The organism is Mesorhizobium escarrei, from assembly GCF_935825525.1.
Classification (GTDB): domain Bacteria; phylum Pseudomonadota; class Alphaproteobacteria; order Rhizobiales; family Rhizobiaceae; genus Mesorhizobium; species Mesorhizobium escarrei.
In genome coordinates this window covers 61205-75377 of sequence record NZ_CAKXZT010000173.1, presented here as the reverse complement: position 1 = coordinate 75377, position 14173 = coordinate 61205, and the positions used below count along the sequence as shown (strand labels likewise).

Sequence of the window (14173 nt, the reverse complement as noted above, 5' to 3'; positions counted from 1 at the left end):
GAACCTGGAAATCACATGAACTTGCCCCTCACCATCGCCATGCCCGCCGAGGCAGCCGCAGCACCGAAGTCCTACCGGCTGCTGATCGACGGCAAGTTCGTCGCTGCCCGCGACGGTCGCACGCTGGAGCGCAACAGCCCCGGCCACGGCTTCGCCGTTTCGCGCTATGCGCAAGCCGGCGAAGCGGAAGTCGAGGCGGCGGTACAGGCCGCGCACAAGGCCTTCGAGACCGGCCCCTGGCCGCGCATGAAGGCCGGCGAGCGCGCCGCGATCCTGCTCAAGGCAGCAGACCTGATCGAGGCGCGGCTCGAGGAGATTGCCCGGCTCGATGCACTGGAATCCGGCAAGCCGATCGCCCAGGCGCGCGGCGAGATCGGCGGCGCCGTCGACATCTGGCGCTATGCCGCGGCGCTTGCCCGCACGCTCCATGGCGAGACCTACGCCAATCTCGGCGACGCCATGCTGGGCGTCGTGCTGCGTGAACCGATCGGCATCGTCTCGATCATCACGCCGTGGAATTTTCCGTTCCTCATCCTCAGTCAGAAGCTGCCGTTCGCGCTCGCCGCCGGCTGCACCGCGGTGGTCAAGCCGAGCGAGATGACGTCGGCCTCGACCTTCGTGCTCGGCGACATCCTGATGCAGGCCGGCTTGCCTGACGGAGTCGTCAACATCCTCGCCGGCCTGGGCGCCGACGTCGGCGCCCCGATGGTCAGCCACCCGCTGGTCGAGATGGTGTCGTTCACCGGCTCCACCCGGGTCGGCAAGATGACCATGGCGTCGGCTGCGAACTCGCTGAAAAAGGTTTCTATGGAGCTCGGCGGCAAGAACGGCCAGATCGTCTTTCCAGACGCCGACCTCGAAGCCGCCGCCGACGCGGCGGTGTTCGGCGGCTTTTTCAACGCCGGCGAATGCTGCAACGCCGGCAGCCGGCTGATCGTCCATGAGACAATCGCCGACGACTTCCTCGACGCGGTGAAGGCGCTCACCGCAAGGGTCACCGTCGGCGATCCGCTCGACGACAGCACCAAGGTCGGCGCGATGATCTCTTCCGAGCACCTGGCCAAGGTGACCGGCTACGTGGCGGCGGCTGCAAACGACGGCAGTAGCGTCTATAGCGGCGGCAAGCAGATTGCCTCCAGTGCTGGTCAGTATCTCGACCCGACCATCCTTCGCGGCGTCACCGAAGACATGGCCATTGCGCGTGAAGAAGTGTTCGGACCGGTGCTGTCGGTGCTGACCTTTGGATCGATTGAAGAGGCGTTGCGCATCGCCAACAACACGCCCTATGGTCTGTCGGCGGGCGTGTGGAGCGCCAGCATCGATACCTGCATGTCGGTGGCGCGGAATGTGCGCTCGGGAACCGTTTGGGTGAACACGTTCATGGAAGGCTATCCCGAGCTGCCTTTCGGAGGCTACAAGCAGTCCGGTCTCGGACGCGAACTCGGCAAGCGCGCCGTCGAGGACTATACCGAGGAAAAGACGATCCAGTTTCATCGCGGCCAGCGCACCGGATGGTGGGTCGGCTGAGTTGGGAAGAACCCGGCGAACATCAGCCGGTCGTGTAGCTGCAACAAGGGAGGAAGTACATGTTGCGCAAATTGCTTATCGGAACGGCTCTCGGCTCGGGTCTTGCGTTCGCGGCCCATGCCCAGGACGTCAAGGAAGTCGAGATGCTGCATTGGTGGACGTCTGGCGGCGAAGCGGCTGCCTTGAACGTGCTCAAGGAGGATCTGGCCAAGCAAGGCTTTGCCTGGAAGGACGTGCCCGTGGCCGGCGGCGGCGGCGACGCCGCCATGACCGCGCTGAAGGCGATGGTCGCGGCCGGCAACTACCCGACCGCCTCGCAGATGCTCGGCTATACCGTGCTCGATTATGCCGCGGCCGGCGTGATGGGCGACCTGACCGAGGCGGCGGTAAAGGAAGGCTGGGACAAATCCGTTCCGGCCGCCCTGCAGAAATTCTCGGTCTATGACGGCAAGTGGGTCGCGGCTCCGGTCAACGTCCACTCCGTCAACTGGCTGTGGATCAACAAGGCGGTGATGGACAAGATCGGCGGCACCGAGCCCAAGACCTTCGACGAATTCGTTGCGCTGCTCGACAAGGCCAAGGCGGCGGGCGTCATCCCGCTCGCGCTCGGCGGCCAGAACTGGCAGGAAGCCACGATGTTCGACTCGGTCGTGCTGTCGACCGGCGGACCTGAATTCTACAAGAAGGCCTTCAACGACCTCGACGAAGAGCAGCTGAAGTCGGACACGATGAAGAAGTCGTTCGACAACCTTGCCAAGCTCGTCACCTATGTCGACCCGAACTTCTCCGGCCGCGACTGGAACCTTGCCACCGCCATGGTCATCAAGGGCGATGCGCTGGTGCAGGTGATGGGCGACTGGGCCAAGGGCGAATTCAACGCCGCCAAGAAGACCCCGGGCACCGACTTCCTGTGCTACCGCTTCCCGGGCACCGACGGCAGCGTGGTCTACAATTCCGACATGTTCGGCATGTTCGGCGTTCCGGAGGACCGCAAGGCCGCCCAGGTCGCCTTGGCCACCGCCACTTTGTCGAAGAGCTTCCAGTCGGCCTTCAACGTCGTCAAGGGCTCGGTCCCGGCCCGCACCGACGTGCCCGACACCGACTTCGACGCTTGCGGCAAGAAGGGCATCGCCGACCTGAAGGCGGCCAACGAAGGCGGCACGCTGTTCGGCTCGCTGGCGCAAGGCTATGGCGCGCCGCCGGCCGTCGCCAATGCCTACAAGGACGTCGTCTCGAAGTTCGTCCACGGCCAGATCAAGACCTCGGACGAGGCCGTGACCCAGCTGGTTAACGCAATCGAAGACGCCAAATAAAAACCGGCATGCAAGGACCTTCCCCGCTCCGGTGGGGAAGGTTCCACCAAGCCAGGATGGTCGGCCTCTGGTCGGAATGGCGCCGGCGATCAACAACACGCCCCGTCTCGACGGGGCTATCCTTCACCGCCTGGCGGGGAAGGGACCCGTAAGGGAGGAGCCCATGACTACGGTCACGACCCAGATCAAGCTGACGCCGGAGCATGGCGCCCGCCCGGGTGTCTCAATGCGTTCGCGCCTGCAGGACGCGCTGCCGAAGATCGTGCTGGCGCCAAGCTTTGCGATCACCATCGTCTTCGTCTACGGCTTCATCCTGTGGACGGTCTATCTGTCGTTCACCAATTCCAAGACTTTTCCGTCCTATGCGCTCACCGGGCCGCGGGCCTATCAGCGGCTGTGGCGCTGGACCTTCGAGAGCGACCCGCCGTCGAGCTGGTACACTTCGATTATCAACATGGGCATTTTCGGCTTTCTCTACATCTTCATCTGCCTGGCGCTCGGCCTGTTCCTGGCGATCCTGCTCGACCAGAAGATCCGCGGCGAAGGCGTGTTGCGGCCGATCTATCTCTACCCGATGGCGCTGTCCTTCATCGTCACCGGCGTCGCCTGGAAATGGTTCCTCGATCCCGGCCTCGGCCTCGAGCAGACGCTGCATCAATGGGGCTGGACGAGCTTCCATTTCGACTGGATCAAGAACAAGGATTTCGTCATCTACACGGTGGTGATCGCCGGCGTCTGGCAGGCCTCGGGCTTCATCATGGCGATGTTCCTGGCCGGCCTGCGCGGCATCGACGGCGAGATCATGAAGGCGGCGCAGATCGACGGCGCCACCACTTTCCAGCTCTATCGCCGCATCGTCATCCCGCTGCTGCGGCCGGTGTTCCTCTCGGCCTTCATCGTGCTCGCCCACCTCGCCATCAAGTCCTACGACCTGGTCGTGGCACTGACCAGCGGCGGGCCGGGCGGCTCGGCCTGGCTGCCGTCGAACTTCATGTATGAGTACACTTTCAAGCGCAACGAGATGGCCGTCGGCTCGGCCAGCGCGGTGATCATGCTGATGACCATCACCGCGATCATCGTGCCCTATCTCTATTCCGAGCTCAGGGAGAAGCCGCGATGAGCGTCATTGCCACGCCCGCTCGCCAGAGCACTGGCGGCATCAGCGCCAGGACCGTCAACCGTATCGTCATTTACAGCCTGCTGGCGCTGTTCGCGCTGTTCTACCTGATGCCGCTGTTCGTCATGCTGGTGACCTCGTTCAAGACCATGGACGAGATCCAGAACGGCAACATGCTGGCGCTGCCGCGGGCGCCAACCTTCGAGCCGTGGCTGAAGGCGTGGGGCGAGACCTGCGTCGGCCTGACCTGCGCCGGCATCAAGGGTTATTTCTGGAACTCCATCAAGATGGTGGTTCCGGCGGTGCTGATCTCGACGCTGCTCGGCGCCCTCAACGGCTATGTCCTGACCAAATGGCGCTTCCGCGGCCACACGCTGGTCTTCGGGCTGATGCTGTTTGCCTGCTTCATCCCGTTCCAGTCGGTGCTGTTGCCGATGGCGACGATCCTCGGCAGCCTCGGCCGTTTCGGCGTGACGCTGCGCAACGCCACGGGATTTTCATTCGGCCTGGGCAATCCGACGGTCAACCTGGTCTTTGTCCACGTCGTCTACGGGCTCGGCTTCACCACCTTGTTCTTCCGCAATTATTACGAGGCCTTCCCGACCGAACTGGTCAGGGCGGCACAGGTCGACGGCGCCTCCTTCTTCCAGATCTTCCGGCGCATCATGCTGCCGAATTCGATGCCGATCTTCGTCGTCACCGTCATCTACCAGTTCACCAACATCTGGAATGACTTCCTGTTCGCCTCGGCCTATGCCGGCACCGGCGACGCGATGCCGATGACGGTGGCGCTGAACAACGTCGTCAACACCTCGACCGGCGTCGTCGAATACAATGTCAACATGGCGGCGGCGATGATCGCCGCACTGCCGACCCTTCTCGTCTATGTGGTCGCTGGCCGCTATTTCGTGCGCGGCCTGATGGCCGGCGCCGTCAAAGGATAATCGAATGGCTTTTCTCGAAATTGATGGGCTGAGGAAGCAGTTCGGATCGGTCGAGATCCTGAAGGGCATCGACCTCGATCTCGAAAAGGGCGGCTTCCTCGTGCTGGTCGGCCCGTCCGGCTGCGGCAAGTCGACCTTGCTCAACACCATCGCCGGGCTGGAAACCATCACCGAAGGCGAAATCCGTGTCGACGGACGCACGATCAACGATCTCCACCCCTCGAAGCGCGACATCGCCATGGTGTTCCAGAGCTACGCGCTCTATCCGAACATGACAGTTGCGGGGAACATTGCCTTCGGCATGGAGATGCGCGGCGTGCCGGCAGCCGAGCGCCAGAAGGCGATCGACAAGGTGGCGAAGGTGCTGCAGATCGGCCACCTCCTGCAGCGCAAGCCGAGCCAACTTTCCGGCGGCCAGCGCCAGCGCGTCGCCATGGGCCGGGCGCTGGTGCGTGACCCCAAGCTGTTTCTCTTCGACGAGCCGCTGTCCAATCTCGACGCCAAGCTGCGCGTCGACATGCGCATCGAGATCAAGCGGCTGCACGCAACCACAGGCACGACGATCGTCTACGTCACCCACGACCAGATCGAGGCGATGACGCTGGCCACCAAGATCGCGGTGATGCGCGACGGCGAGGTGCAGCAGTTCGGCACGCCGGCCGAAATCTACAACAATCCGACCAATCTGTTTGTTGCCGACTTCATGGGCTCGCCGGCGATGAACCTGATCCCGGCGACGATCGGCGGCAATGGCAATGCATTGTCCGTTGTGCTGCAGCGCGAGGCGCGCGAGCCGATCTCGCTGCCGCTGGCCGATGCGCCGACGGGTCTGTCAGCATTCCACGACAGGCCGATCATCTTCGGCGTCCGCCCCGAGGCCCTGACCGATCCCGAAGGAGCCGAACGCAACGCATCGAACATCGCCACCGCCGACTGTCACATCGAGGTCGTCGAACCGGCCGGCTCCGATACCTTCGCCGTCACCAACCTGGGCGGCAAGGCGGTGGTGGCGCGTCTGCGCGCCGACGCCAACATCCAGCCGGGCACCAGCACGCCGCTCGCCTTCAACCTGACCAAGGCGGTGTTCTTCGATCCGGCGACCGAGAACCGCATCCTCTGATGACAAACCCGGACATCGTCATCATCGGCTCCGGCATCGGCGGCGCCACGATCGCTTCCGGCCTTGCCGGCAGCGGCGCCTCGATCCTGATGCTGGAGCGTGGCGAACCGCTGCCGGCGACGCCGCACACGCGCGACACGCGCGCCATCTTCGTCGACGGCCACTACCGGCCGAAGGAGATGTGGCGCGAGGCCGGCGGCGCGCCCTTCAACCCCGGCAACTACTACTATGTCGGCGGCAATTCGAAATTCTATGGCGCAGTGCTGATCCGCTACCGCAGGCAAGACTTTTCGGAGATGGAGCACTATGGCGGCGTCTCGCCGGCCTGGCCGTTCTCCTATGAGGAGTTCGAGCCATGGTACTCCAGGGCCGAGCAGCTTTTTCGCGTGCGCGGCGCACTCGGCCAAGACCCGACCGAGCCGTTCCACTCGATCCCCTATCCGTTCGGGCCGGTGCCGGACGAGCCGCCGATCGCCCGCGCCCGTGCCGAACTCAAGGGCCTCGGCCTGCACCCGGCATCGCTGCCGCTCGGCGTCGACATCGATGCCTGGCTAAGAGACGGCAAGACAGGCTGGGACGCGTTTCCCAACACCGGGACCGGCAAGGTCGACGCCCAATCGGGGCCGCTGGCGGCGGCACTTGCCGATCGGAACATCAGGCTCGAGACCGGCGCCCATGTCGAATATCTCGAAGCCTCGTCGGATGCCACGACGATCGCAGCCGTACACTATCGCCAGAATGGCACGCTGATGAAAGTGACGCCGAAACTGGTCATCCTCTCGGCCGGCGCGGTCAATTCCGCCGCCATCCTGCTGCGTTCGCCGTCGCCCAACGGAAAGGGCCTTGCCAACCGCTCCGACCAGGTCGGCCGCAACTTCATGAACCACAATTCGAGCGCCATGCTGGCGATCGATCCGCGCCGCAGGAACACCTCCGTCTACCAGAAGACGCTGATGCTCAACGACTACTATCTATCCGACGGCAAGGGCGGCAAGCCGCTCGGCAACGTCCAGCTTCTCGGCAAGATCGACGGTTATATGCTGCGGGCCAACGTCAAGCTTGCACCCAAATTCGCGCTGGACTTCATGGCCGGCCACGCCGTCGACTGGTACCTGATGTGCGAGGACCTGCCCGATCCCGAAAGCCGCATCATGGTCGACGGCAAGGACATCGTCATGCAGTGGCGGCGCTCCAACATGCAATCGCTCGACGGGCTGACCAAGGTGATGCGCGAGAATTTCCGCGCCTGCGGCTATCCGATCGTCCTGTCGCGGCCTTTCGACAAGCGCACGCCCTCGCACCAATGCGGCACTGTCAGGATGGGCGACGATCCGGCGACCTCGCCGCTCGACCCGTTCTGCCGCTCGTTCGACCACAAGAACCTGTTTGTCGTCGACGCTGGCTTCCTGCCGAACTCGGCCGCGGTCAATCCGGCGCTGTCGATCGCCGCACAAGCGCTGCGCGTCGCCGACCACATCTGCAAGACGGAGCTTGTCGCATGAGCCGCCCGGCAGCCATCGTCACCGGCGGCGCGCGTGGCATCGGCCTTGCCTGCGCCGAAGCGCTGGCCGATGCGGGTTTTGATATCCTTGTCGTGGACCTTGCCGAAATAGCCGGCGACGGGCTTGCCGCTGACATCACCGCCCGCGGCGCGAAATTCGCCTACCATTGCGGCGACATTGCCGACCTCGACGATCATGCCGCATTGGTCGATGCCGCGACAAGCGCCTTCGGCCGCATCGACTGCCTGATCAACAATGCCGGCATCGGCGCCGTGGTACGCGGCGACCTGCTGGAATTGAAACCGGAAAATTTCGACCGGATTCTCGCCATCAATCTGCGCGGCACCGTGTTCCTCAGCCAGGCCGTCGCCAGGGCGATGCTTGCGGCGCCGGGTGATTTTCCAAAAACGATCATCAGCATCACCTCGGTCAGCGCCGAAATGGCCTCGCCGGAACGTGCCGACTACTGCATCTCCAAGGCCGGACTTTCGATGTGGGTGAAAACCCTGGCGCTACGCCTCGCCGCCGACAACATCGGCGTATTCGAGGTGCGGCCGGGCATCATCCACACCGACATGACGTCAGGCGTCACCGCCAAATATGACGCGCTGATCGACGGCGGGCTGGTGCCGGCAAAGCGCTGGGGCGAAGCCGCCGATGTCGGCGCCGCCGTAGTGGCACTCGCCGGCGGAAAGCTCGGTTTTTCGACCGGCTCGATCATCAATGTCGACGGTGCGCTGTCGGTGCCGAGGCTGTGAACAGGTGACGCCATGACCGACTACATCATCGTCGGCGCCGGCCCGGCCGGCTGCGTCCTCGCCAACCGGCTGAGCGAAGATCCATCGCATCAGGTGCTGCTGCTCGAGGCCGGCGGCAAGGACTGGCACCCGCTGATCCACATGCCGGCAGGTTTCGCCAAGATGACCAAGGGCATCGCCGCCTGGGGCTGGTCGACCGTGCCGCAAAAGCACATGAAGGATCGCGTCTTCCGATATACCCAGGCCAAGGTGATCGGCGGCGGCTCCTCCATCAACGCCCAGATCTACACGCGCGGCAATGCCCGCGACTACGACGCCTGGGAGAAGGAAGAGGGCCTTGCCGGCTGGGGCTATCGCGACGTGCTGCCCTATTTCAAGCGGGCCGAGAACAACCAGCGCTACGCCAACGATTTTCACGGCGACCAGGGTCCGCTCGGCGTGTCGAACCCGATTGCGCCGCTGCCGATCTGCGAGGCCTATTTTCGCGCCGGGCAGGAAATGGGCATTCCTTTCAATCCGGACTTCAACGGGGCAGCCCAAGAAGGCGTCGGCTATTATCAATTGACGCAGAAGGACGCGAGACGCTCGTCCGCCTCGGTCGCCTATCTCAGGCCGATCCGCGCGCGAAAAAACCTGACCGTCAGGACAGATGTGCTGGTCACGCGCATCGTCATCGACAAGGGCCGCGCCACTGGCGTCGAGATCGTCGACAGGCCGGGTGGCCAACCGACGATCCTGCGCGCCGAGCGCGAAGTGATCGTCTCGTCCGGCGCCATCGGCTCGCCGAAGCTCTTGATGCAGTCGGGCATTGGCCCGGCCGACCATCTGAAGTCGGTCGGCGTGACGCCGGTGCTCGATCTGCCCGGCGTCGGCTGCAACCTGCAGGATCATCTCGACCTGTTCGTCATTGCCGAATGCACCGGCGACCACACCTACGACAACTACGCCAAGCTGCACCGGACGGTGTGGGCCGGCTTGCAGTACCTGCTGCTGAAAAAAGGTCCGGTTGCCTCCAGCCTGTTTGAAACCGGCGGCTTCTGGTACGCCGACCCGACCGCCGCCTCGCCCGATATCCAGCTCCATCTCGGCCTCGGCTCCGGCATCGAGGCCGGCGTCGAGAAGCTGAAAAATCCGGGCGTGACGCTGAACTCGGCGTTCCTGCGCCCGCATTCGCGCGGCACGGTGCGACTGAACAGCGCCGACCCGGCCGACGGCCCGTTGATCGATCCGAATTACTGGTCCGACCCCTACGATCGCGACATGTCGATCAAGGGGCTCAGGCTGGCGCGCGAGATCATGCGGCAGAAGGCACTTGCCCCCTACGTGTTGCGCGAGGTGCTGCCGGGACCGACACTCACCGACGACGACGAGCTGTTCGACTATGCCTGCCGCAGTTCCAAGACCGACCACCACCCCGTCGGGACCTGCCGCATGGGCCATGACGCGATGAGCGTGGTGACGCCGGATCTCAGGCTGCGCGGCATCGAGGGTCTGCGCGTCTGCGATGCTTCGGTAATGCCGCGCATCCCATCCTCCAACACCAATGCGCCAACCATCATGGTCGGCGAAAAAGGCGCCGATCTGATCCTTGGCCGCGAGCCGCTGCCGCCGGCCGTATTCTCAGGCAACTACAGCGCCACGCGTCCTATGGACGTGCAAAGGACGCTGTAGAACTTTGATTTGCGCATGGTCCGCAGCGTCTATCCGAGCCTCAGCGCGACGACGCCGGCAACAATGCTGAGCACGGCAGCACCGCGCCATCCCGTCATCTTCTCGCCGAGCGCAAACACCGAGATCATCATGGCGAACAAGATCGAGGTTTCGCGCAGCGCCGCGACCGAGGCGATCGGCGCCTTGGTCATCGCCCACATCACGATCCAGTAGGCGGTGCCGCTGAGCACGCCGGTGTACACACCGGCCTTCCAGTCGCGCGCCAGCACCGGCAGCGCCTTTGGTCCGCGAAAGATCAGGCACAGCACCAGCGCCCACAGCGCATCGCAGACGAACAGCCATGCGGCATAGCTGGACGCCGTCGCGGCCAGCCGCGCGCCGCTGCCGTCGGACAGCGTATAGCTGGCGATGAAGATCGAGGTGCCCAGCGCAAAGCCGACGGCGCGCAGGTTCAGCCTTTCCAGATGCGCGCCGCCGCGAAACGACAGCACCGTCGTCCCGGCCGACAATAGAACAATGCCGAGGATGGCGAGCGGCGCCGGAACTTCGGCGACGGCCACGATGCCGCCAAGTGCTGCAAGCAGCGGCGCCGTGCCGCGCGCCAGCGGATAGGTCTGGGCGAAATCGCCGGCCTTGTAGGCGCCGATCAGGAACGTCCTGTAGCCCGTGTGGAAGATCACCGAAGCGATGATGTAGGGCCACACTTCCGCTTTCGGCACCTCGACAAATGGCAGCGCCAGAAGCGCCACGGCGCCCATGCCGAGCGTCATCAGCGTGATCGACAAAAAACGGTCGAGATGGACCTTGACCAGCGCGTTCCAGATCGCATGCATGGCGGCGGCGGCAAGCACCGCGAAGAAGACGAACAAGGTCATCGGCGGCTCATGCGCCTTCGGTCCCCGTCGCGAACGGCGTTTCCAGGTCGATGTCGACCCGCAGCGGAAAATGGTCGGAGGCGATTTCGTCGATATCGGCACTGACCGAGCGCACCCGTCCCGCCAACATTCCGCCGACGAAGCAGTGGTCGAGCCGTCGTTTTGTCAGCCTGCCGTCGATGGTCTTCACATGGGTATGGAAATCCGCCGTCGGTTCGCTGCCGACGGCCGCGGCATCGACAAAACCGCCGAGATAGGCAGCACCGCGATGATATGGCGTGCTGCCGACGACGCGCCGGTATTCGGCGCTGCCCGGCTCCATGTTGAAATCGCCCATCCAGATCGCCGCCAGCGGGTTTTCCGGCTCCGGCTCGCCATTGCTCCAGTTGCGCTCGGGTTCGTCATCGGCGCCGCTCCACGGGCCGCCGTCGGACGGCGCCCGGCGATGCTCGGCGAGCAAATAATCGATCTGCTCCAGCCGCTCTTCGGCGGCCATATGCGCCAGATGCAGCGAAAGCACCCGCACCGGACCGGCAGGGGTGCGGATCATGCATTCGAGTGCTGCGTTGCGGGTGTTGAGCGGACGCACGGTGCGGCGCAGCGGCAGCGTGTGCAGGCGCGACCAGGCGATCGGCAGCTTCGACAGGAGCATGGTGCCGAATTGCCGCCGCCGGTTGACGATGCGACCGTCACGTCGCTCGCTGGCGTCCATGTCGAAGGCCGGCCCATAAACCCAATAGTATTCGGGCAGCAGCCGCGAAAGGATTTCCGGCTGGTCGTCCTCGTTGCTGCGCTGCCAGTGCCGCTCCACTTCCTGCAAGGCGATGATGTCGGCGCCCGCCACGACACGCGCCGCCCGCGCGAGATCATAGCGGTCGTCGCCGCCGAACCCGTACTGGATGTTGTAGCTGACCAGCTTCATTGCTTATCCGGCTCAATTTCGTGATGGCAGTAGCGGTTTGGCGAATTGGTTGCAATGTGCAGCCGGATGGAGAGAGCTTGGGCCCAGGCAGCGTAGCTACGTCGTCAGCGGCTGGAACCGGCCCGCCGGCGACGCCGCCAGTTCCGACCAGTCGATCTCTTCCTCCAACCGGTGATAGGCTTCGTCGCCGATCGTCCCGTTGCGGCGCAGTTCCTCCAGGGCGTCGCGCTGGCCGTTGATGGCATAGAGGCGCAGCCGGTCGTACTCCGTTGCCGCCTGCGCGTTCTCAGGGTTTTCGGCAATCGTGCGCTGGGCCGTATATTGCTCGCGCACGGCGGAAGCGGCACTCGACGTCTTGCCGCTCAACACCTTGAGGGCCGCCTCCATGATGACAACGCGCGCCTGCGCCACTTCGTGGTCGACCGTCCTGTCGGGGTCGAAGTTCAGCAGGCGCAGCAGCGGCTTCAGCGTCATCCCTTGCAGCACCAGCGTGCCGAGAACCACCGCGAAGGCGGCAAGCACGATCGGATCGCGGCCAGGGAAGCCGGCCGGCAGCGCAATGGCCACCACCAGCGTCACCAGCCCCCGCATGCCGCACCAACCGACAAGCACGGCGCCGCCAAACGTCGGCATATCCCGCCTTTTGTCTTCGCCGTCGAAGCGGGCAAGCCATCGTATGATCGCAACGTAGCTTGCCACCCAAACGAGGCGTGCCACGATGACGACGGCCAGCACCGTTGCGGCGAAGAGAAAGGCTTCGCCCTGCCCTTCGCCGGAGAGCCGGCCGACGATCGAGCGTGCCTGCAGGCCCATCAGCACGAAGGCCAGCACGTTGAGCACGAACACCGCCGACTCCCAGACCGAATAGGTGCTGACACGCCTTCTGGCCGACATCAGGCGAGGTGCGGTGCGCGCGATCGTCATGGCGTAGACGACAATGGTGATGATGGCGGAAAGGCCCAGCCTGTCAGCCAGGATCCAGACCCCGAATGTTCCGGCGAATTGCACTACTGTGCTGCTTGCCGCATCCTCGATGCGGGTGAGCGTCAGCAGCGAGAAACGGCCAAGCAGATAACCGGCCGCAAGGCTGCCGATCGTCGACAGCAGGATCGTTGGAACGGCGCTACTCAGCAGAATGGGGCCGAGCGCCGCCGTCACAGTGATCCGGTAGATCAACAGCGCTGTGGCATCGTTGAGCAGGCTCTCGCCCTGCAGGATGGCGGTGATGCGGTGCGGCACCTTGAACTGGCTGAGCACAGCAGATGCCGCCACCGCATCCGGCGGTGCAACGATGGCGCCGAGCGCGATCGCTGCAGCGATCGGCAGGCCGGCCATCTTCCAGCCGACGAAAGCAACCACCACGGTAGTGAAGACCACGGCGCCAAGCGCCAGCAGCGCCAACGACAGCCGGTAGCGCTTCAGGTCGCGCAGCGAAGTGTCATAGGCGGCATCGAGAAGCACCGGCGCGATGAACAGAGCAAGCGCCAGTTCCGGATCGATCTCGATAGTCGGTGCGCCGGGCACAAAGGCAATTCCAACCCCGGCCAAAGCCAGCAGCGAAGGATAGGGAACCTCCAGCCGTCGCGACAACGCCGTCAGCGCGACGGCGATCAGCAGGAGAACAAGGGTCAGCTCGAAAAGCGCCATGCCTTATCGTAGCGGCGGAACAAAACGATTGGCAGTGGTAAAACCATCAGCTGCTGTTGATTGGCCGTTGAGCTCTGACTTGGCAGTATGCGTTGAGGCGGTTGTCTGCGTATAAGCTTGGGTCATGATCCTCATCGGCCAATATGACTCGCCCTTCGTCCGTCGCGTCGGCATAGCGCTGACCATGTACAACCTGCCGTTTGAACATCGTCCCTGGTCGACCTTCGGCGATGCGGACAAGATCAGGCCCTACAATCCGCTGACGCGCGTGCCAACCCTGGTGCTGGACGATGGCGAGGTGCTCATCGAGAGCCACGCCATGCTGGACCATCTGGACAGCCTTGTAGCGGCCGAGCACAGGATGTTTCCGACCGACGAGCCGGCGCGCCGCCAAGCGCTGAAGATAGCCGCTTTGGCAACCGGGCTGGGCGATAAGGCGGTCAGCCTGTTCTACGAGAGGCTAATGCACGAGCCGGTCTCGGGCCTCTGGGTCGAGCGCTGCCGCAAGCAGATAGAAGGCGTGATGGCCGTACTGGAAGCCGATCGCAGCACAAAGCCTGAAACCTACTGGTTCGGCGATCGCATCGGTCACGCCGACATCGCGGTTGCCGCCGTGCTCCGCTTCCTTGGCGAGGCGCATCCCGGCCTGGCTTCGCTCGCCGCGTTTCCAGCGCTCGCCGCCCATACCGCGCGGCTGGAAGCACTGCCGGTCTTCAGGACGGTGAGCCAGCCGTTCATCCCGCCGGCTTGACCTGTCGACGACACCAGTCGTTTACT

The 14173-nt window shown here is 64.2% G+C and carries 12 protein-coding genes; 9 read left to right on the top strand and 3 right to left on the bottom strand.

Annotated elements, in window-relative coordinates; genetic code table 11:
• Window positions 1-15: 15 nt before the first annotated feature.
• The 8 genes from NMG80_RS33550 to NMG80_RS33515 all read left to right on the top strand — a co-directional run bounded on the left by NMG80_RS33550 (window position 16) and on the right by NMG80_RS33515 (window position 9952).
• Entirely contained in the window at window positions 16-1527 is a 1512-nt protein-coding gene (locus tag NMG80_RS33550; RefSeq protein WP_254022112.1) for an aldehyde dehydrogenase family protein, read from the top strand.
• A 59-nt stretch (window positions 1528-1586) separates the two neighbouring features.
• Window positions 1587-2840, top strand: coding sequence for an ABC transporter substrate-binding protein (locus NMG80_RS33545; protein WP_254022111.1), 1254 nt, complete (start codon window positions 1587-1589; stop codon window positions 2838-2840).
• Window positions 2841-3003: 163 nt separating this feature from the next.
• Window positions 3004-3960 carry a carbohydrate ABC transporter permease gene (locus tag NMG80_RS33540; RefSeq protein WP_254022110.1) on the top strand — a complete coding sequence of 319 codons (957 nt, stop codon included), beginning with the start codon at window positions 3004-3006 and terminating at the stop codon, window positions 3958-3960.
• Window positions 3957-4901 (top strand): carbohydrate ABC transporter permease, encoded by a 945-nt coding sequence (locus tag NMG80_RS33535; RefSeq protein ID WP_254022109.1) that lies wholly within the window; start codon window positions 3957-3959, stop codon window positions 4899-4901. Before NMG80_RS33540 ends, NMG80_RS33535 begins: the two co-directional genes overlap by 4 nt.
• Window positions 4902-4905: 4 nt before the next feature.
• Window positions 4906-6021 (top strand): ABC transporter ATP-binding protein, encoded by a 1116-nt coding sequence (locus NMG80_RS33530; RefSeq protein WP_254022108.1) that lies wholly within the window; start codon window positions 4906-4908, stop codon window positions 6019-6021.
• The gene (locus NMG80_RS33525) at window positions 6021-7523 is read left to right on the top strand and encodes a GMC oxidoreductase (RefSeq protein ID WP_254022107.1); all 1503 of its coding nucleotides are present in this window, start codon (window positions 6021-6023) and stop codon (window positions 7521-7523) included. Before NMG80_RS33530 ends, NMG80_RS33525 begins: the two co-directional genes overlap by 1 nt.
• The gene (locus tag NMG80_RS33520) at window positions 7520-8281 is read left to right on the top strand and encodes a 3-ketoacyl-ACP reductase (protein ID WP_254022106.1); all 762 of its coding nucleotides are present in this window, start codon (window positions 7520-7522) and stop codon (window positions 8279-8281) included. Before NMG80_RS33525 ends, NMG80_RS33520 begins: the two co-directional genes overlap by 4 nt.
• 12 nt (window positions 8282-8293) lie before the next feature.
• The gene (locus tag NMG80_RS33515) at window positions 8294-9952 is read left to right on the top strand and encodes a GMC family oxidoreductase (RefSeq protein ID WP_254022105.1); all 1659 of its coding nucleotides are present in this window, start codon (window positions 8294-8296) and stop codon (window positions 9950-9952) included.
• A 29-nt stretch (window positions 9953-9981) separates the two neighbouring features.
• On the opposite strand, the gene NMG80_RS33510 is transcribed toward NMG80_RS33515, so the two are convergent.
• The 3 genes from NMG80_RS33510 to NMG80_RS33500 form a co-directional block, all read right to left on the bottom strand.
• The gene (locus NMG80_RS33510) at window positions 9982-10827 is read right to left on the bottom strand and encodes an EamA family transporter (protein WP_254022104.1); all 846 of its coding nucleotides are present in this window, start codon (window positions 10825-10827) and stop codon (window positions 9982-9984) included.
• Between the two features lie 7 nt (window positions 10828-10834).
• Complete coding sequence (locus NMG80_RS33505) at window positions 10835-11749, bottom strand: endonuclease/exonuclease/phosphatase family protein (RefSeq protein ID WP_254022103.1); 915 nt, start codon at window positions 11747-11749, stop codon at window positions 10835-10837.
• Window positions 11750-11845: 96 nt separating this feature from the next.
• Window positions 11846-13396: a cation:proton antiporter gene (locus NMG80_RS33500; protein WP_254022102.1), complete on the bottom strand. Its 1551-nt coding sequence runs from the start codon at window positions 13394-13396 to the stop codon at window positions 11846-11848.
• 124 nt (window positions 13397-13520) lie between these two features.
• On the opposite strand from NMG80_RS33500, the gene NMG80_RS33495 reads away from it, so the two are divergent.
• Complete coding sequence (locus NMG80_RS33495) at window positions 13521-14147, top strand: glutathione S-transferase family protein (protein ID WP_254022101.1); 627 nt, start codon at window positions 13521-13523, stop codon at window positions 14145-14147.
• The last annotated feature ends 26 nt before the right edge of the window (window positions 14148-14173 follow it).

Excerpts from the sequence above, each read along its gene's own strand:
- NMG80_RS33520 (WP_254022106.1), top strand. The coding sequence starts at position 7,520 with ATGAGCCGCCCGGCAGCCATCGTCACCGGCGGCGCGCGTGGCATCGGC.
- NMG80_RS33540 (WP_254022110.1), top strand. The coding sequence starts at position 3,004 with ATGACTACGGTCACGACCCAGATCAAGCTGACGCCGGAGCATGGCGCC.
- NMG80_RS33535 (WP_254022109.1), top strand. The coding sequence starts at position 3,957 with ATGAGCGTCATTGCCACGCCCGCTCGCCAGAGCACTGGCGGCATCAGC.
- NMG80_RS33515 (WP_254022105.1), top strand. The coding sequence starts at position 8,294 with ATGACCGACTACATCATCGTCGGCGCCGGCCCGGCCGGCTGCGTCCTC.
- NMG80_RS33495 (WP_254022101.1), top strand. The coding sequence starts at position 13,521 with ATGATCCTCATCGGCCAATATGACTCGCCCTTCGTCCGTCGCGTCGGC.
- NMG80_RS33505 (WP_254022103.1), bottom strand. The coding sequence starts at position 11,749 with ATGAAGCTGGTCAGCTACAACATCCAGTACGGGTTCGGCGGCGACGAC.
- NMG80_RS33500 (WP_254022102.1), bottom strand. The coding sequence starts at position 13,396 with ATGGCGCTTTTCGAGCTGACCCTTGTTCTCCTGCTGATCGCCGTCGCG.
- NMG80_RS33525 (WP_254022107.1), top strand. The coding sequence starts at position 6,021 with ATGACAAACCCGGACATCGTCATCATCGGCTCCGGCATCGGCGGCGCC.
- NMG80_RS33550 (WP_254022112.1), top strand. The coding sequence starts at position 16 with ATGAACTTGCCCCTCACCATCGCCATGCCCGCCGAGGCAGCCGCAGCA.
- NMG80_RS33510 (WP_254022104.1), bottom strand. The coding sequence starts at position 10,827 with ATGACCTTGTTCGTCTTCTTCGCGGTGCTTGCCGCCGCCGCCATGCAT.
- NMG80_RS33545 (WP_254022111.1), top strand. The coding sequence starts at position 1,587 with ATGTTGCGCAAATTGCTTATCGGAACGGCTCTCGGCTCGGGTCTTGCG.
- NMG80_RS33530 (WP_254022108.1), top strand. The coding sequence starts at position 4,906 with ATGGCTTTTCTCGAAATTGATGGGCTGAGGAAGCAGTTCGGATCGGTC.